Consider the following 15,351-nt stretch of genomic DNA (forward strand, 5'->3'; position numbering starts at 1 on the left):
GGGCCCGGTCCCCCTGCCACCGAAACCGCCCCACCGGCACCCGGACCCCGACCCCGCGCCCGGCACCGAGCCGCCGATCCCGCCGACACCGGAGCCGCCCACGCCCAGTTGACGCGGCGGGTGGACCCGGCCCGACCTGGTCGGGCCGGGTCCACCCCTCACGCGCGGAGGCGTTCTGCGGCCAACCGGCCCGAGATGAGCACCGGTGGAATGCCCACACCGGGCGTGGTCCCACTGCCGGCCAACACCACGTTGCCGCGCCGCGAGGGCAGGTTCCCCGCCCGGAACGGACCGGTCTGGGCGAACGTGTGCGCCGCCGAGAACGGTGTCCCCGCCGCCTGCCCGGACCGCGCCCAGTCGTCCGGCGTGGTCAGCGACAACCTGGTCACGTCGTCGGCGAGGAGCTTCCGGTCGACCAGCTCCGCCACGACCCGGTCGGCGTACTCGTCCCCGAACCGGTCCCAGTCGAACGGCCCGGCGTCGAGGTTCGGGCACGGCGCCAGCACGTAGTGCAGGTGCCGGTCGGCGGGTGCCAGCGCCGCGTCGGTCGCCGACGGCGTGGTGAGCAGCAGCGACGGGTCGCTCATCAGCTCGCCGCGGTCCACGATCTCGTCGAACGTCCCCTCCCACGCGTCCCCGAACGAGATGGTGTGGTGCGCGACGTCCCGCTCGCGCGGCCCGCTCAGGTGCACCACCACCGCCGACGGGGACCACCGGGTCGGCACCGGGCGGCGGCGGGCCCGCGCGCCCAGCAGCCGGGCCGTCTGCGCGGGGCCGGCCGCCAGCACGACCGCGTCGCACGGCAACCGCTCGTCCGGCGTGACCACCGCCCGCGCCCGGTCCCCGGCGAACTCCAGCCGCGTGACCTCGGTCCCGTAGCGGAACCGCACGCCCGCGTCGGCCGCCGCGTCCGCCAGGGCCCGCGGCACGGCGCGCATGCCCCCTCGCGGGAACCACACGCCCGCCACGGTGTCCATGTAGGCGATCACCGCGTACGCCGCGAGCGCGTTCCCCGGCGAGACCCCCGCGTACAGCGCCTGGAACGTGAACACCCGGCGCAGCCTCGGGTCGCGCAGGAACCGGCCCACCGCCCGGTCCAGGGTGCCGAACCCGCCCAGCGCCGCCAACGACGCCAGGTCGCGGCCCAGCAGGTCCAGCGGGCTGTCGAAGTTCGCGCCGATGAACCGGTCGCGCTGCACCTCGTGCAGCCTGGTCAGCCACGCCCGCAGGTCGCGGTACCCGGCGGCCTCGCGGTCACCGGCGAACTCGCGCACGGCGGCCTCCATCGCCTCGGCCCCGGTGTGCACGTCGAGCGCGCTCCCGTCGGCGAAGCACGCCCGGTAGGCCGGGTGCAGCGGCAGCAGCTCGACCCGGTCGGCCAGCCGTTCACCGACCGCGCCCAGCGCCTCGTCCAGCAGTTCCGGCATGGTGAGAACGGTCGGCCCGGTGTCGATCGAGTGCCCGGCGACGTCCAGCCGCCCGGCCAGCCCGCCGGGGTGGGCGAGCCGTTCCACGACGGTCACCTCGTGCCCAGCCCCGCGCAGGTGCAGGGCCGCCGACAGCCCGGCCAGCCCCGCGCCCACCACGACCACCGAATCGGTGCGACCACGCACGACGCGCACCACGTCACCTCCTCCGATCGGTCGCGGTGGCGGCCAGGGCGCCCAGCGCGGCGCGCACCGGCTCGTCCAGCTCGACCTGGTCGAGGGCCTGGAGCGCGAGACCGGTGAGCGAGTCGATCCGCTCCTCCACCGCGTCGACCGCGCCCAGCTCCCACAGCAGCGCGCACACCTCCAGCACGGTCCCGTCGGTCACCTCGCGCCCCTCCAGGCAGTCCCGCAGCACGCGGGCCGCGTCCGGCCGGCCGGCGCTGCGGGCCAGGCCCAGCGCGAGCGCCATCAACGCGGTCCGCTTGCCGTCGCGCAGGTCGTCGCCGGCGGGCTTGCCGGTGACGGCCGGGTCGCCGAACACGCCGAGCAGGTCGTCGCGCAACTGGAACGCCACGCCGATGTCGCGGCCGTACGAGCGCAGCGCGTCCACCAGGTGCGCGGGCGCGCCGGCCATCGCCGCGCCCAGGTGCAGCGGCCGTTCGACGGTGTAGGCGGCGGTCTTGAGCCTGGCCACGGTGAGCGCCTTCTCCAGCGACTCCTCGCGCCGCGCGCCCGCGAGCAGGTCGAGGTGCTGACCGGCGATCATCTCGGTGCGCATCGCCTGCCACGGCACCCACGCCCGCGCCAGCGCCGCGCCGTCCAGCCCGGCGGTGACGAGCGCGTCGTCGGCCCACGCCAGTGCCAGGTCGCCGACCAGGACGGCGGCGCTGTCGCCGTAGTGCCGGGAGTCGCCCGCCCACCGCCCCCGGTGGTGGCGCGCGGCGAACGCGACGTGCGCGGCCGGCCGGCCGCGCCGGGTCGCCGACCGGTCCATCACGTCGTCGTGCACCAGCGCGCAGCCCTGGAGCAGCTCCAGGGCGATCAGCGCGCGCACCGCCACGTCGGCCCGCGGTCCGTCGACCGGGCCGCCCGCGGCGCGCCACCCCCACCACGCGAACGTCGGGCGCACCCGCTTGCCGCCGGAGAGCAGCAGCCGGGCGAGCGCGTCGGTCAGGTCGGGCGCCAGGTCGGGCGCGCGCGCGAGAAAAGCTTCCAGCTCCCCGTGCAGCCGGGGCAGGAGACCGTCGTCGAACGCCGGCCTCGTGCCGGGACGTGCCCTGGAAACCAACGTCATCGTGCCCCTCCCGACGCCTGCGATCACCGATCGAGCTAATCAGCACGCTGAACGTTCTGCATGATGGAACGGCGGCCGGTGATCGACCCGGCCCGTCGCGCCACCCGTTGTGCGGAGCGCGCCGGGTGGTCCTAGCGTGGTCGCGAAACCCTGCGGAAGGACGCCATGTCGGTCGATCGGGAACTCGACGCCGCCGCCATAACGGACCCCGCGCTGCGGCTGGCCTACCAACGCTGCCGCGCGCTCAACGCCGAGCACGGCCGCACCTACTACCTGGCCACCCGGCTGCTGCCCCGCGAGCGCCGGCCGGCGATCCACGCGCTGTACGGCTTCGCCCGGTGGGCGGACGACGTCGTGGACGAGGTGCACGACGGCCGCACGCCCGCCGAGCGCGCCGCCCAGCTGTCCACTGTGGAGGAGAAGCTGGCGGCCGGCCTGGCCGAGGGCCGCAGCGACGACCCGGTGGTCGCCGCCGTGGTGGACACCGCCCGCCGCTACGACATCGCCCCCTCCCTGTTCGAGGACTTCATGACCTCGATGCGGATGGACCTCACGGTCTCCTCCTACGCGACGTACGCCGACCTGGCGCGGTACGTGCACGGGTCGGCGGCGGTGATCGGGTTGCAGGTGCTGCCGGTGCTGGGCACGTCCGTGCCGCGCGCGGAGGCCGAGCCGGCGGCGGCGGCGCTGGGCGTGGCGTTCCAGCTGACGAACTTCCTGCGCGACGTCGGCGAGGACCTCGACCGGGGCCGGGTGTACCTGCCCACCGAGGAGCTGGCGTCGTTCGACGTGGACCGGGAGCTGCTGCTGTGGGCGCGCCGCACCGGGCGCACCGACCCGAGGATCAAGCGGGCGCTGGCGTTCCAGGTCGAGCGGACGCGGTCGGTCTACCGCGACGCCGCGCCGGGCATCCCGATGCTCTCCCCCGCGTCCCGGCCGTGCGTGGCCACCGCGTACCGGCTGTACGGGCGCATCCTGGACCTCGTCGAGCGCGCCGACTACGACGTGCTGTCCCGCCGGGTCACCGTGTCCAACGGCAGGCGGCTGGCCATCGCCCTGCCCGCCCTGGCCCGCGCCGTCCTCGCCTGATCTGGAGAACCGCATGTCCATGCCGCTGCGCCGCTTCGCCGCCAAGCCGTGGCCGGAGCAGGAACCCACCTGGCGGGACGCGAAGCCCGCGCTGATCGAGGCCGCGCTGAAGCGCGCCACGGCCAGGCCGTCGGGCAACTGGTTCGTGCTGGCGGCCAGCCGCGAGGTCACCGCGGACAAGCCGTTCGGCCGCACGATCGCCGGCGTCGAGGTCGTGGCGTGGCGGTCGGGGCCGTCGGTGCTGGCCGGACCGGGCTCGTGCCCGCACCTGGGCGCGCCGCTGTGCGACGGGGCCGTGCACCGGGGCGAACTGGTGTGCCGGTGGCACGGGTTGGCGCTGGGGTCGCGCAAGTTCGGCGCGTGGAGCCCGTACCCGGCGCACGACGACGGCGTGCTGGTGTGGGTGCGGTTGGACGACGTGGGCGGCGAGGAGCCGTTGCCGCTGCCCGTGCTGCCGGAGCGCCCGCCGACCGGGTCGCTGGACGCGGTGGCCACCGTGATCGGCCGGTGCGAGCCGGAGGACGTCGTGGCCAACCGGCTCGACCCGTGGCACGGCGCCTGGTTCCACCCCTACTCGTTCGCGAACCTCACCGTGCTGGAGACGCCGACCGAAGAGGACGACCGCTTCCTCGTCGAGGTGACGTTCAAGCTCGTCGGGAAGGTCGGCGTGCCCGTGGTGGCCGCCTTCACCTGCCCCGAGCCGCGCACGGTCGTCATGCACGTCGTGCAGGGCGAAGGCGCGGGCAGCGTCGTGGAGACGCACGCGACGCCACTGGCCCCGGCCGCCGACGGTTCCGCGCGGACGGCGGTCGTCGAGGCCACCATCGCCTACTCGGACCGGCCCGGCTTCACCAAGGCCCTCCCGGTGGCGCCGGCCATCCGCCCGTTGATGAAGTGGGCGGCGGCCCGCCTGTGGAAGGACGATCTGGCCTACGCCGAACGCCGGTACCGGTTGCGCACGACGGGCCGCTTCCCCGGCTGACCCGTCCCGCGTCCCGTTCCCGCGCCCATTCCCCGCGACGTGGACCGCACTGTTCCGAACGGGTTGCGGGTCGCGGCCGGGGATTCTGCCCGGCCGGTCCATCTGGCACGGTCGTTCGTCATGGCACAGCAGACCGTCTCGGCCGAGCTCGCGGCGGACCACGCGCTGCCCGGCCTCCTGGGCATCACCAAGGACCGCGGGCGCGTCGTGGTCCGGCTGGACCTGCCGCGGAGCATCGACCACCTGCCCAAGAGCCTGCTGCCGGGGGTCGAGGCGCTCGTCGTGGGCTACCTGGTGCGGCTGCACCGGAGATCGCGGCCGAAGGAGCGCGAGCAGGTCACCGTCACGGCCGACCACCTGACCGCCCGGCTGCACAAGGACGACCTGCCCCACTTCCTGGTCGGGCTGTCGGCGCTGCTGGAGGGGGCGGTGTACTGGTCGCGGGTGCGCTGAGGATCAGGCGCTGAGGGCCAGGCTCCGAGGGTCAGACCCGGGGGGCCACGGCGGCGCGGAACGCGGCCCAGGACCGGTCCGGGACGGTGACGACGCCGGCGGCCGGCTGCTTGCTGTCCCGCAGGAGCACGCCGCCGGTCGTGCGGGCGACCTCCACGCAGTTGCCGGTGGCCGTGCTGTGGCTGCTCTTGCGCCAGGACCCGGTGTTCATCGCAGCTCCTCGATCAGGTCGTCGATGAGGTTCAGTGACGCGCGCGGCGGCAGGGCGCGGCTCTGCACCGAGGCGATCGCGTGCAGGTAGCTGCGAATGACACCGCTGCGCTCGTGCACCGTCCAGGATGTCACGCCGTCGACGTACACGGCTTGCGGATCGGCCTCGTCGGGCCACTGGATGATCACGAACGACTCGCCGAGCGCGGCGTGGGCACCGGCGCTGAACGGCACGACCTGTACCGTCACGTCCCGCCTGCGGATCACCTCTACGATGTGGCGCAGTTGGTCGCGCAGCACGTCAGGACCACCGACCTGCTGCCGGATGGCGGCCTCGCCGATGATCGCGGTCAGCCGCAGCCCCTGGCCGAGCCGCTCCTGCCGCCGCATGCGCAGTTCCAGGTAGCGGTCGATGTCGGCAGCCCTCATGTGCGGCGCACCGGCTGCGATGACCTGCTCGGCGTAGTCGCGGGTCTGCAACAGGCCGGGGATTACCTCTCCCTCGTACGTGCGAATCCAGGAGGCGTCGGCCTCCAGCTCGATGAGCATCTGCACGGCCTCGGAGAGGATGTCGCCGTAGTCCTGCCACCAGCCCGGCTCGTCGGCCTTGCGGCGCAGTTCGGTCAGCTGGGCGGCGATGTCGCCGGGGATGCCCAGTTCCTCCACCGCCCTGGCGAGGACGGCCGGGGACGCCTTGGCCTTGCCCGACTCCACCTTGGACCAGGTGGCCTGGTGGATGCCGAGCCGTGCGGCCAGCTCGGTGCCCGACAGGCCGCTGCCCCTCCGGTAGGTCCCCAGCTTGCCGCCCAGCCTCCGGCTGCGCACGGTCGGTCGCACCGACGGTCCTCCGCTCCTCGCCCTGCCTTCGACATCGTCCCGGCGGGCGAACTTCATGATCACCCGATCGTGCAGCGTCCAGCGGCGCAGAAATGCGCGGCATTATGCCTAGCATCCGGCGGCATGGATTCTTACGACGAGTTCGTGGCGGAGCTGGTCTCCGACGACGCGCCCCGGCTGTTCGCCGTGGTGCGCGAGTACGGCGACCGCGAGGACGCCGATGTCGCCGCGTGGGGCATGGCGTTCCCCGACCGGGCCGAGGTCGTCGGCGTGGAGCGGCGGGTGCGGATGAGCCTGCGCGACCCGGAGCGCGCGGCGAGGTTGTTCGCGGGCGGGGACGGGGCACGGGCCCGGCTGGTGTGGTGCTGAGCCGGCAGTGGTGCTGAGCCGGCGGGGCGCCCCTCGTGACCGGTCCGAGGAGCGCCCCGCCGACGTGGTGGGTCAGAAGCCGCAGTGCACGGTGCTGCCGCCGTCCGGCAGCAGGTCGTCCCGCGTCCAGCCGACCACGCCGGTCCTGTTGTTGCGCAGGAACGTCCAGGTCATGCCGTCGTTGCCCATGGTGTAGCAGTAGTAGTCGAGGCCGTCCGACGGCTGGCTCGACCCCCGGCCCGTACAGCTCGTGTCCGAGCCGGTGCGGAGGCGCGCCCCCGACGTGGCTCCCGAACTGGTCGCGGGGTCCAGGTTCGGACCGTTGGTGCCGCAGGACGCGTGCCGCTCGGTCGACGAGCCGTCGACGGGCGCGGCCTGGGCCGGTGCCGCCAGGAGCGCGACGGGCATCGCCGCTGCCGCCGCGGTCAGGGCCAGTGTCGTGATCGCCTTCATGTCTCCCCCTCTGTGGTGCGGTGTTCGAACGGGACAGAGCATGTCCCCGAACGGCCTAATCACGCCATCCTTTTGCAGTACAGCGGAAACAAGCGTTCGGCCCATGCCGATAACAAGGTGGGGAGACCGAGGTTCGGGGGGACGTCGTGCTGCGGATTTTCTTCGACAAGGACGACCTCGCGCGCGTGTCGGTGGCATCGGCCGCCGACCCGCTGTGGGAGGTCGTGCTGGCCGGTCGGCGGCTGCGGGACCGACCGCCGCCGTTCCGGCGGTGGGAGCGGGTGGTGCGCGGCGACCTGGCCCGCCTCGGCGGTCCCGCCACCACCCTGCTGCGCCTGCTGGCGGACGGCCCGTGCCCGGCGACCGCGTCCGCGCCCGCCGAGGTGGTGGCCGCCCTGCACGGCGTGCTCGTCGCGCCGTGGGCGGCGGCGGTGCGGGAGAGCGTGGACGCCGACCGGGCGCGCCGCGCCCACGACCTGCTCGACGGCGGCGTGCACGGCCTGCTGTCCGGGTTCCTCCCGCACGCCCGCTGGGAGCCGCCGGTGCTGGTGGTGGACTGCGCGCCGGGCGGCGAACTGCACCTGCGCGGGCGCGGGCTGCGGCTGCTGCCCTCCTACTTCTGCCACGGCCGGGCCGTGGTGCGGGACGACCCGGTGCCGGTGCTGGTGTACCCGGTCGAGCGGCTGAACGCCGTGACCGCGGTCGGCGGCGACTGCCTGGACGCGCTGCTGGGGCCGACGCGGGGGGCCGTGCTGCGCGGCGTGCGCAGCGGCGCGGGCACCACCGAGCTGGCCCGCCGGCTCGGCACGTCGGCCGCGTCGGTCAGCAGGCACACCGGGGTGCTGCGCGCGGCGGGGCTGGTGCGCACGGCCCGCCTCGGCCGCAAGACCGTGCACTCGCTGACGGCGCTGGGCGAGTCGCTGGTGGGCCGGCGGGCGTGACGGCCCCCGCCTCAGGCGACCGGAGCCCGGCCGAACCGGCGCGCGAGGGTGCGCAGGACCGGGCCCCGGCCCGCGGTCGGCACGGTCCACAGGTCGGTGCCCGCCACGCCCCAGTCCGACAGCAGGTGGTTGGCGGCGGCGAACCCGGTGGTCGCCGCCCGTTCCATCAGGGCGACCGGGAGGTCCACGCGGACCAGGTCGCCCGCCAGCACCAGGCCCGGTTCCGGGGTGCGCACGGTCGGCCGGGTCGGCCAGCCGCCCGGCGGGAACAGCGGGCAGTCGGCGCGCAGCTCGTGGCGCTCGTCGACGACGCGCGCCGACCGGGTCTCCGGGTAGACCTCGTGCAGCTGGGCCAGGAGGCGGGCACGGGCCTCCTGCTCGGTGACGCCGTCGGGCAGCGAGTAGCCGTGCAGCTCGACCACGGCGCCGCCGGTGCGGGCCGCCCAGGCGCGGGCCTCGTGCTCGTAGGCGTCCAGCACGGTGACGTTGTCCAGCAGGTCGTAGCCGCTGGTGCCGAGGAACCCCGGCCGGTCGCGCCGCACCGGGCGGTCCAGCCAGTAGCGGGAGACCAGGAACGGCGGGGCGGTGTCCAGGGCCTTGACGTCCGCCCGCCACTCCGGCGTGGCCAGGTCCGAGTCCTCCACGAGGGCGCGCAGGCCGTTCACGTCGGCGGCCAGCACCACGGCGTCGGCGGTCGGCGCGTCGTCGTCCAGCTCGACGGTGAAGCCGCGGGAGGCGCGGGAGACGCGGCGCACGGGCGTGCCGGTGCGGACGGTGACGCCGCGCCCGGTCAGGTAGCGGGCCAGCGGGTCCCACAGGGCGTGCGGGAACGGGTCGGCCGCCACGTCGAAGAGCAGGCCCTCGTTGGAGCCCAGGAAGTAGATGTGGAACATGGCCGCCAGCTCGGCGGCCGACATGCGGCTCGGGTGGGCGAAGAAGCTGCGCGAGAAGACCTCGAAGGCCAGCGCGTGGGCGGCCTCGGGGAAGCGGATGCGGCGCAGGTAGTCGGCGGCGTCGAGGGCGTCCAGCTCGTCGTAGGCGCGGGGCACGGAGACGTCGAGCAGCGGCAGGGCGGCGCGGACGTCCACCGAGGTCAGGTCGCGCGGCCGGAACGTCGGGCTGCGCAGCAGGAAGCCCAGGGCGTTCCAGGGCGCGGTGCGCGGCAGGCCGGCGAAGCCCTCGCGGTGCCCCCCGGCGTGCCACAGCGGGTAGTCGGGCATGGCCGTCAGGGCGTCACCCGTCGGGTCGACGCGGCGCAGCAATGACCGCAGGTTGTAGTACTGCCGGAAGAACGCGTGGAACCCGCGCGTCATCGTGGCGCGGCTGCCGTCGGCCAGGACCGTCTCCCAGCCGCCGACCCGCCCGCCCAGGTGGTCCTCCCGTTCGCACAGCACCACGTGCGCGCCGCGCTCGGCCAGGACCGTCGCCGCCGCCAGCCCCGCGATGCCACCACCGACGACCACGACCCGCTTCCCGTCGCACGACGCCCGCCCGGTCGGCCCCGGGACGCGGACGGCCTTCCGGTCGCGCATCAGGCCTTGCCCACGAACGTGTGAACGATGCCGCGCTGCCACCCGGCCGCGGGCAGCGCGCGGACGCCGGTGAACCCGATGCGCCGCAGGCGGTCGCGCAGGGCGGACGCGCCGTCGAAGTCCAGCACGCTGCGCCACAGGTACGTGTAGAGCTTCGGCGACCGGGTGACCAGCGCCCCGCTCGGGATGATCACCGCCCAGCAGACGAACGTCCACAGCGCCGTCGCCGCCCACGAGTCGCGCACCGAGTACTCGTGCGCCACGAACCGGCCGCCGGGCTTGAGCAGGCCGCGCACCGCGTCGAGCACCGGGTCCGGCTGCTCCAGGTTGCGCACCAGGTAGGCGGCGAACACCCCGTCGAACGGCCCGTGCACGGCCAGGTCCTCGGCGCGGGCGTGCACGAACGTCACCGTGTCCGGCCACGGCTTGCGCCGCGCCCGGTCGAGCATCCCGGCGGACGCGTCGACCGCGACCACCTCCGCGTGCGGGGCCGCCGCCAGCAGGGCCGCCGTGGACGCGCCCGTGCCGCAGCCCAGGTCCAGGAACCGCTGCCCGCGCCCGCCGTCGCGCACGCCCAGCGCGGTCGCGGAGCGCCGCAGCTCCCGGTGGTAGTCCGGGTTCGCGCCGACCAGCAGGTCGTAGCCCGACGCCGCCTCGTCGAACGCCCCGGGCACCGCGCCGACCGCCAACCTCGCCATCCCGACACCTTCCGCTCTTCCCCGCCGATCCCCAGGTCCGTGATCACGGTAGGACCGGCGTCATCCGTTCGCATGACGGCGGTCCGGGTGCAATCCCCGTGGAGCGGGGTACTCACCCGCCCGTGACGACTGCGACGAACCTGTACTCCACCACCGCCGTGTCCGGACCGGGCGCGGTGCGGGTCGACGACTCCGAACTGCCCGTGGCCGCCCCGCCGGAACTGGGCGGCCCGGGCGGCGGCTGGAACTCCGAACAGCTCTACGCCGCCGCGCTGGCCACGTGCCTGCACCAGAGCATCGAGCTGATCGCGTCCTCCGGCGGCGACGACACCTCCGGCTGCACCGTGTCGGCCGGCGTGACCCTGCGCCACGAGGGCGCGGAGAAGTACGACGTGGAGGCGCGGCTGAAGGTGGAGCTGCCCAACGTGCCGGAGTCGAGGCGCCAGGACCTGGTGGACCTCGCCGTCTCGCACGCGCCCCTGATCGGTGGCTGGCCGGTGGGCGTGGCATGAGCGGCTCGGTGCGCATCACCCCCTGAGCACGGGGTCGCGGACCACCACCAGGCGCCGGGTCGCCCTGGTCAGGGCGACGTAGCGCTCCGCCGGCGCCATGCGCTCCGGGTCGAGCACGACGACCACGTCGAACTCCAGGCCCTTGGCCGCGCGCGGGGTCAGGGGGCCGTCCACGCCGATCACCGCGAACGTGCCCGTCGACGGCCGGAACGACCCCGGGTCCGCGCCGGCGACCTCCAGCGGCGGTTCGCCGGAGCGGATGGAGGTCGGGGCGGTCGCGGCGGGGTCGACCTCGGCCAGGGCCCGCGCGGCGAAGTCCACGATCTCCGCCGGGGTGCGGTAGTTGACCGTGAGGCGGCGGTAGCGCCAGCGGCCCGGCACGTAGCGGTCCAGGACCCGCCCCCACGCCCGGACGCCCGCGTCGGCCTGGCGCTGGGCCAGGTCGCCGACGATCGTCATGGAGCGGTTCGGGCTGCGGCGGGCCAGCACGCGCCAGTCCATCTCGGACAGCTCCTGAGCCTCGTCGACCACCACGTGGCCGTAGGTCCACTCCCGGTCGGCGGCGGCGCGGTCGGCGAGCACGCGGTGGTCCACCTCGGTGTGCCGGTCGGCCAGCCACTCGGCGTCGACCAGGTCCACGGCGCGCAGCTCGTCCTCGTGCATCGCCGCGTCGGTGTCGACGACCTCCAGCACGCCCCGCGCGTACTCCACCTCGGCGCGGCGGACGCGTTCGGCGGCCCGCTCGGCGCGGCCGTCGTCGCCCAGCTGCTCGGCCGCCTCGTCCAGCAGCGGCACGTCCGACACCGTCCACGCCGCCGGGTCGGCGCGCAGCAGTCCCGGGTGGCCCAGCGCGGCGCACCGGCCCGCGTACAGGTCGGCCAGCAGCTCCTGCGGTGTGAGCACCGGCCACAGGGCCGACGCCGCGCGGCGCAGGTCCGGGTGCCGCGCCAGCTCGCGCCGCACGTCGCCCGCCAGCTCCGGCCAGTCCTCGCCGATCAGCGTGAGCGCGGGCGCGACCAGGCCGTCCACCAGGGCGCGGTGGAACAGCGGCCCCGCCTCGTTGTGCTTGAGGCCGGACGCGCGGGCGACGTCGCGGGCGGCGGCGGCGATCGGCGCGGTCAGCTCCACCACCACGTCCTCCAGCTCCAGCCGCACCGGTTCGACGGGCAGCTCCTCGCGGTCGACGATGGCCTCCCGCACCAGGTCGACGGCCCCGAGACCGCCCTTGAGCGCCTGGAGGGCCGGGGTGTCCTCGCGGTCGGTCCGCACGCCGGGGAACAGCTCGCCGGGCGTCGCGAACACCACGTCCGTCTCGCCCAGCGACGGCAGCACCCGCGAGATGTGGCGCAGGAAGCCCGCGTTCGGGCCGACCACCAGCACTCCCTGCCGGGACAGCCGCTCGCGCCGGGTGTAGAGCAGGTAGGCGACGCGGTGCAGGGCCACGGCCGTCTTGCCGGTGCCAGGCCCGCCCTCGATGACCAGCACGCCCTCGTGCGGCAGGCGGATCACCTCGTCCTGCTCGGCCTGGATGGTGGCCACGATGTCGCGCATCACCTCCGCGCGGGGCGCGTTCACGGCGGCCAGCAGCGCGGCCGACGTCATGTCCAGCTCGTCGTCGTGGAAACCCTCCAGGAATCGCCCCCTCGTGTGGAAGTGGCGGCGCAGGACCACGCCTTCGGGGCGGGCGGCGGTCGCCGTGTAGAACGGCCGGGCGGCGGGTGCGCGCCAATCCGTGAGCAGCGGCGCCCAGTCCGCCTCCTCGTCGAACAAACCGACCCGGCCGACGTAGGTGCGCTCGCCGTCCGCGGTGTCGATGCGGCCGAAGCACAGCCCCTCGTCCGCCACCTTCAACCGGTTGACCTGCTCGGACAGCATCCGCACGGTCACCTCGCGGTGCCAGCGCTGCTCGTGCGGGTCACGCAGCGCCGCCTCCAGCCCGGCCTGTGCGGCGGCGCGCTCCCGGTCGAGCCGGTCGTGCAGGAAAGCGATGCGGTGTCGTTCCGCGGACAATTCCCCTGTTGTCACGCTTGCTCCCCGTGTTATACTGAGGTGTCTGCATTCCGCTCTTTCGAGCGAATACAACCTTTATTCCTACCACACCCCACCCCTGTGCGCGCGAGAATGCACCTCATGGGGATTCTCGACGGCAAGGCCGTGGTGGTGACCGGCGCGGGCCGGGGTCTGGGCGAGGCGTACGCGCGGCACGCGGCGGCCGAGGGCGCGCGGGTCGTGGTCAACGACGTCGCCGGCGCCGAGGAGGTCGCGGGGGCGATCCGGGCGGCGGGCGGCGAGGCCGTCGCGCACGAGGGGTCGGTGGCCGACCCGGAGCGGGCCGCCTCGCTCGTGCGGCTCTGCGCGGACACCTACGGCGGGCTCGACGGCCTGGTGAACAACGCGGGCGTCACGCACTTCGCGCACCCCTGGGACGACGACCCGGCGGTGCTGCGGCGGGTCGTCGAGGTCAACGTGCTGGGCACGCTGTACTGCGGCACCGAGGCCGCGCGGGTCATGCGCGGCGGGTCGATCGTGAACGTGGTGTCCGGCGCGATGCTGGGCCGGGCGGACGCGGCGGCCTACTCGGCGTCCAAGGGCGCGGTGGCGTCGCTGACGCTGTCCTGGGCGGGCGCGCTCGCCGAGCGGGAGGTCCGGGTGAACGGCGTCGCTCCGCTGGCGTGGACGCCGATGATGGAGCTCGACCCGCGCCGCGACGGCATCAGCTCGCCCGGGCAGACGCCGGACCTGATGGCGCCGCTCGTCACCTACCTGCTCAGCGACCTCTCCCGGGCCGTCACCGGCCACCTCGTGCGGTTCCTGCCGGACAAGCTGCACCTCATCGCCCAGTACGCGGTCAAGCAGCCCGTGCTGGAGCGGGAGGCGTGGGACGTGCCGGCGATCGCGGAGGCGTTCGCGGGCGCGCTGGAGGCCGAGCCGCCCGGCGCGACCAGGTGGCGGGTCTGATCACGCGTCGGCATCCTGTTCCGCAGGTCCGACCGGGCGACGCGCGCAGCATGTGGTCGGCCACATATCGGCGTACGGTGGGTTCCGGGACCACCGAGGGGGCCGGATGACCGAGCAACCGGGCGACGCGCAACCGGGCGACGCGCAGCCGGGCGACGCGTGCCCTGGTGCCGCCGCGAACGGCAGGTTGAGCTACGCGATCGTCACCCTCGCCAGGGCGCACCGCGGCTTCGCCGCCGCGCTGCTGCGCGACCTGGGCCTGCACCCCGGTCAGGAGCTGCTGCTCATGCGACTGTTCGACCGGGACGGCCAGACCCAGTCGGAACTGCTGGACGCCGTCGGCCTGGACCACTCGACGGTGTCGAAGTCGTTGCGGCGCATGCAGGACGCCGGGTTGCTGACCCGGACGCCCGACGAGCGCGACCGGCGCGTGCAGCACGTGCACCTGACCCACGCGGGGCAGGCGCTGCGCGCCCCCCTGGCAGCCCTGTGGTCCGAACTCGACCGCGTCACCGCCCACACCCTGGGCGCGCACCAGGTCGAGTCGTTCATCACCACCGCGTCGGCCATCGAACGGGCCGTCGCGCACCACCGCACCACGCAGGAGGAACCACGATGAAAGCCGTTGTGCTGGAGGAGTTCGGCGGGCCCGAGGTGCTGCGGGTGGCCGAGCTCGACGCCCCCGAGCCCGGTCCCGGTCAGGTCCGGGTGCGGGTGCGCGCGATCGGCGTGAACCCGCTCGACGGCAAGATCCGGTCCGGTGCGATGCGCGACGCGTTCCCGGTGTCGCTGCCCGCCGTGCTGGGCGCGGAGGTGGCGGGCGAGGTCGACGCGGTCGGCCCGGACGTGAGCGGGGTGTCGGTGGGCGACGCCGTGTTCGGGTTCAGCGACGGCGGCGCGTACGCCGAGCAGGCGCTCACCTCGTCGTTCGCGCACAAGCCCGCGGAGCTGTCGTGGGAGCGGGCGGTGGCGCTGCCGGTGGCCGTGGAGACCAGCGACCGGGTGCTGCGGCTGCTCGGCGTGAAGTCGGGCGAGACGCTGCTGGTGCACGGCGCGGCGGGTGCGGTCGGCGCCCTGGCCGTGCAGATCGCGCTGGCGTCGGGCGTCCGCGTGATCGGCACGGCGGGTGCCGGCAACCAGGAGCGCCTGGCCGGGTTGGGCGCGGTGCCGACGACCTACGGCGACGGGCTCGTGGACCGGGTGCGGGCGCTGGCGCCGGACGGCGTGGACGCGGTGTTCGACGTGGCGGGCCGGGGCGCGCTGGCCGATTCGGTCGAACTGCGGGGTGGCGCCACCGACCGGATCGTGACGATCGCCGACCCCGGTGCGGCCGAGCACGGCGTGGTGTTCAGCGGCGCGTCCGAACGCGACCCGGCCCGACTGGCCGAGGTGGCCGAACTGGTGGCGCGCGAATCGTTCACCGTGGACATCGGCGCGACCTTCCCCCTGGCCGACGCTCCCGAGGCGCACCGCACGACCGAGTCCGGCCACAGCCAGGGCAAGATCGTCCTCCTCCCCTGACCACCCGCGAGTCGTACGTCCAGGTCGCGCGAGTCGTACGTCCGGGTCGCGCGAGTCGAACGTCCGGGTCGC

At 74.8% G+C, this 15,351-nt stretch carries 17 protein-coding genes; 9 read left to right on the plus strand and 8 right to left on the minus strand.

All coding sequences use genetic code 11. The features are described 5' to 3' along the window. Window positions 1-158 precede the first annotated feature (158 nt). On the minus strand, window positions 159-1,622 hold the full coding sequence (crtI, locus tag J2S66_RS18000) for a phytoene desaturase family protein (RefSeq protein ID WP_310308289.1): 1,464 nt from the start codon (window positions 1,620-1,622) through the stop codon (window positions 159-161). Window positions 1,623-1,626: 4 nt separating this feature from the next. After that, window positions 1,627-2,724, minus strand: a complete 1,098-nt coding sequence (locus J2S66_RS18005; protein WP_310308290.1) for a polyprenyl synthetase family protein — start codon at window positions 2,722-2,724, stop codon at window positions 1,627-1,629. Between the two features lie 165 nt (window positions 2,725-2,889). Between J2S66_RS18005 and J2S66_RS18010 the strand changes: the two genes are divergently transcribed. From J2S66_RS18010 to J2S66_RS18020, 3 genes are all read left to right on the plus strand, one after another. Beyond that, window positions 2,890-3,813: a phytoene/squalene synthase family protein gene (locus J2S66_RS18010; protein WP_310308291.1), complete on the plus strand. Its 924-nt coding sequence runs from the start codon at window positions 2,890-2,892 to the stop codon at window positions 3,811-3,813. A gap of 13 nt (window positions 3,814-3,826) precedes the next feature. Next, window positions 3,827-4,795, plus strand: coding sequence for a Rieske (2Fe-2S) protein (locus J2S66_RS18015; RefSeq protein WP_310308292.1), 969 nt, complete (start codon window positions 3,827-3,829; stop codon window positions 4,793-4,795). Between the two features lie 120 nt (window positions 4,796-4,915). Beyond that, a complete protein-coding gene (locus tag J2S66_RS18020; protein ID WP_306746701.1) occupies window positions 4,916-5,248 on the plus strand; it encodes a hypothetical protein in 333 nt (110 codons plus the stop codon). Window positions 5,249-5,279: 31 nt separating this feature from the next. On the opposite strand, the gene J2S66_RS18025 is transcribed toward J2S66_RS18020, so the two are convergent. Both J2S66_RS18025 and J2S66_RS18030 read right to left on the minus strand, forming a co-directional pair. Then, complete coding sequence (locus tag J2S66_RS18025; protein WP_310308294.1) at window positions 5,280-5,459, minus strand: DUF397 domain-containing protein; 180 nt, start codon at window positions 5,457-5,459, stop codon at window positions 5,280-5,282. Next, the gene (locus J2S66_RS18030; protein ID WP_310308295.1) at window positions 5,456-6,295 is read right to left on the minus strand and encodes a helix-turn-helix domain-containing protein; all 840 of its coding nucleotides are present in this window, start codon (window positions 6,293-6,295) and stop codon (window positions 5,456-5,458) included. The genes J2S66_RS18025 and J2S66_RS18030 overlap by 4 nt, the downstream gene beginning before the upstream one ends. Window positions 6,296-6,418: 123 nt before the next feature. Between J2S66_RS18030 and J2S66_RS18035 the strand changes: the two genes are divergently transcribed. After that, a complete protein-coding gene (locus J2S66_RS18035) occupies window positions 6,419-6,664 on the plus strand; it encodes a hypothetical protein (RefSeq protein ID WP_310308297.1) in 246 nt (81 codons plus the stop codon). A gap of 72 nt (window positions 6,665-6,736) precedes the next feature. Here J2S66_RS18035 and J2S66_RS18040 read toward each other — a convergent pair whose 3' ends face one another. Further along, on the minus strand, window positions 6,737-7,117 hold the full coding sequence (locus tag J2S66_RS18040) for an SH3 domain-containing protein (RefSeq protein WP_310308299.1): 381 nt from the start codon (window positions 7,115-7,117) through the stop codon (window positions 6,737-6,739). 146 nt (window positions 7,118-7,263) lie between these two features. Between J2S66_RS18040 and J2S66_RS18045 the strand changes: the two genes are divergently transcribed. Beyond that, a complete protein-coding gene (locus tag J2S66_RS18045) occupies window positions 7,264-8,058 on the plus strand; it encodes an ArsR/SmtB family transcription factor (RefSeq protein WP_310308300.1) in 795 nt (264 codons plus the stop codon). Window positions 8,059-8,069: 11 nt separating this feature from the next. On the opposite strand, the gene J2S66_RS18050 is transcribed toward J2S66_RS18045, so the two are convergent. Both J2S66_RS18050 and J2S66_RS18055 read right to left on the minus strand, forming a co-directional pair. After that, window positions 8,070-9,590 carry an FAD-dependent oxidoreductase gene (locus tag J2S66_RS18050; RefSeq protein ID WP_310308301.1) on the minus strand — a complete coding sequence of 507 codons (1,521 nt, stop codon included), beginning with the start codon at window positions 9,588-9,590 and terminating at the stop codon, window positions 8,070-8,072. Then, window positions 9,590-10,288 carry a class I SAM-dependent methyltransferase gene (locus tag J2S66_RS18055; protein ID WP_310308303.1) on the minus strand — a complete coding sequence of 233 codons (699 nt, stop codon included), beginning with the start codon at window positions 10,286-10,288 and terminating at the stop codon, window positions 9,590-9,592. Before J2S66_RS18055 ends, J2S66_RS18050 begins: the two co-directional genes overlap by 1 nt. A gap of 122 nt (window positions 10,289-10,410) precedes the next feature. Here J2S66_RS18055 and J2S66_RS18060 point away from each other — a divergent pair, with 122 nt between their 5' ends. Then, entirely contained in the window at window positions 10,411-10,800 is a 390-nt protein-coding gene (locus J2S66_RS18060; RefSeq protein WP_310308304.1) for an OsmC family protein, read from the plus strand. Window positions 10,801-10,815: 15 nt separating this feature from the next. On the opposite strand, the gene J2S66_RS18065 is transcribed toward J2S66_RS18060, so the two are convergent. Beyond that, window positions 10,816-12,825, minus strand: a complete 2,010-nt coding sequence (locus J2S66_RS18065) for a UvrD-helicase domain-containing protein (protein WP_310308306.1) — start codon at window positions 12,823-12,825, stop codon at window positions 10,816-10,818. Window positions 12,826-12,930: 105 nt separating this feature from the next. Between J2S66_RS18065 and J2S66_RS18070 the strand changes: the two genes are divergently transcribed. From J2S66_RS18070 to J2S66_RS18080, 3 genes are all read left to right on the plus strand, one after another. Continuing rightward, window positions 12,931-13,758: an SDR family NAD(P)-dependent oxidoreductase gene (locus J2S66_RS18070; protein ID WP_310308308.1), complete on the plus strand. Its 828-nt coding sequence runs from the start codon at window positions 12,931-12,933 to the stop codon at window positions 13,756-13,758. A gap of 106 nt (window positions 13,759-13,864) precedes the next feature. After that, on the plus strand, window positions 13,865-14,377 hold the full coding sequence (locus tag J2S66_RS18075) for a MarR family winged helix-turn-helix transcriptional regulator (protein WP_310308309.1): 513 nt from the start codon (window positions 13,865-13,867) through the stop codon (window positions 14,375-14,377). Further along, on the plus strand, window positions 14,374-15,279 hold the full coding sequence (locus J2S66_RS18080; protein WP_310308310.1) for an NADP-dependent oxidoreductase: 906 nt from the start codon (window positions 14,374-14,376) through the stop codon (window positions 15,277-15,279). Before J2S66_RS18075 ends, J2S66_RS18080 begins: the two co-directional genes overlap by 4 nt. Window positions 15,280-15,351 lie beyond the last annotated feature (72 nt).

It is taken from the genome of Saccharothrix longispora, from assembly GCF_031455225.1.
In the GTDB taxonomy this organism is placed as follows: Bacteria; Actinomycetota; Actinomycetes; order Mycobacteriales; family Pseudonocardiaceae; genus Actinosynnema; species Actinosynnema longispora.

What these genes read in the sequence shown, in the direction of transcription:
- J2S66_RS18005 (WP_310308290.1), bottom strand. Translation starts at nt 2,724, where the DNA reads ATGACGTTGGTTTCCAGGGCACGTCCCGGCACGAGGCCGGCGTTCGAC.
- J2S66_RS18010 (WP_310308291.1), top strand. Translation starts at nt 2,890, where the DNA reads ATGTCGGTCGATCGGGAACTCGACGCCGCCGCCATAACGGACCCCGCG.
- J2S66_RS18015 (WP_310308292.1), top strand. Translation starts at nt 3,827, where the DNA reads ATGTCCATGCCGCTGCGCCGCTTCGCCGCCAAGCCGTGGCCGGAGCAG.
- J2S66_RS18020 (WP_306746701.1), top strand. Translation starts at nt 4,916, where the DNA reads ATGGCACAGCAGACCGTCTCGGCCGAGCTCGCGGCGGACCACGCGCTG.
- J2S66_RS18025 (WP_310308294.1), bottom strand. Translation starts at nt 5,459, where the DNA reads ATGAACACCGGGTCCTGGCGCAAGAGCAGCCACAGCACGGCCACCGGC.
- J2S66_RS18035 (WP_310308297.1), top strand. Translation starts at nt 6,419, where the DNA reads ATGGATTCTTACGACGAGTTCGTGGCGGAGCTGGTCTCCGACGACGCG.
- J2S66_RS18040 (WP_310308299.1), bottom strand. Translation starts at nt 7,117, where the DNA reads ATGAAGGCGATCACGACACTGGCCCTGACCGCGGCGGCAGCGGCGATG.
- J2S66_RS18050 (WP_310308301.1), bottom strand. Translation starts at nt 9,590, where the DNA reads ATGCGCGACCGGAAGGCCGTCCGCGTCCCGGGGCCGACCGGGCGGGCG.
- J2S66_RS18055 (WP_310308303.1), bottom strand. Translation starts at nt 10,288, where the DNA reads ATGGCGAGGTTGGCGGTCGGCGCGGTGCCCGGGGCGTTCGACGAGGCG.
- J2S66_RS18070 (WP_310308308.1), top strand. Translation starts at nt 12,931, where the DNA reads ATGGGGATTCTCGACGGCAAGGCCGTGGTGGTGACCGGCGCGGGCCGG.
- J2S66_RS18075 (WP_310308309.1), top strand. Translation starts at nt 13,865, where the DNA reads ATGACCGAGCAACCGGGCGACGCGCAACCGGGCGACGCGCAGCCGGGC.
- J2S66_RS18080 (WP_310308310.1), top strand. Translation starts at nt 14,374, where the DNA reads ATGAAAGCCGTTGTGCTGGAGGAGTTCGGCGGGCCCGAGGTGCTGCGG.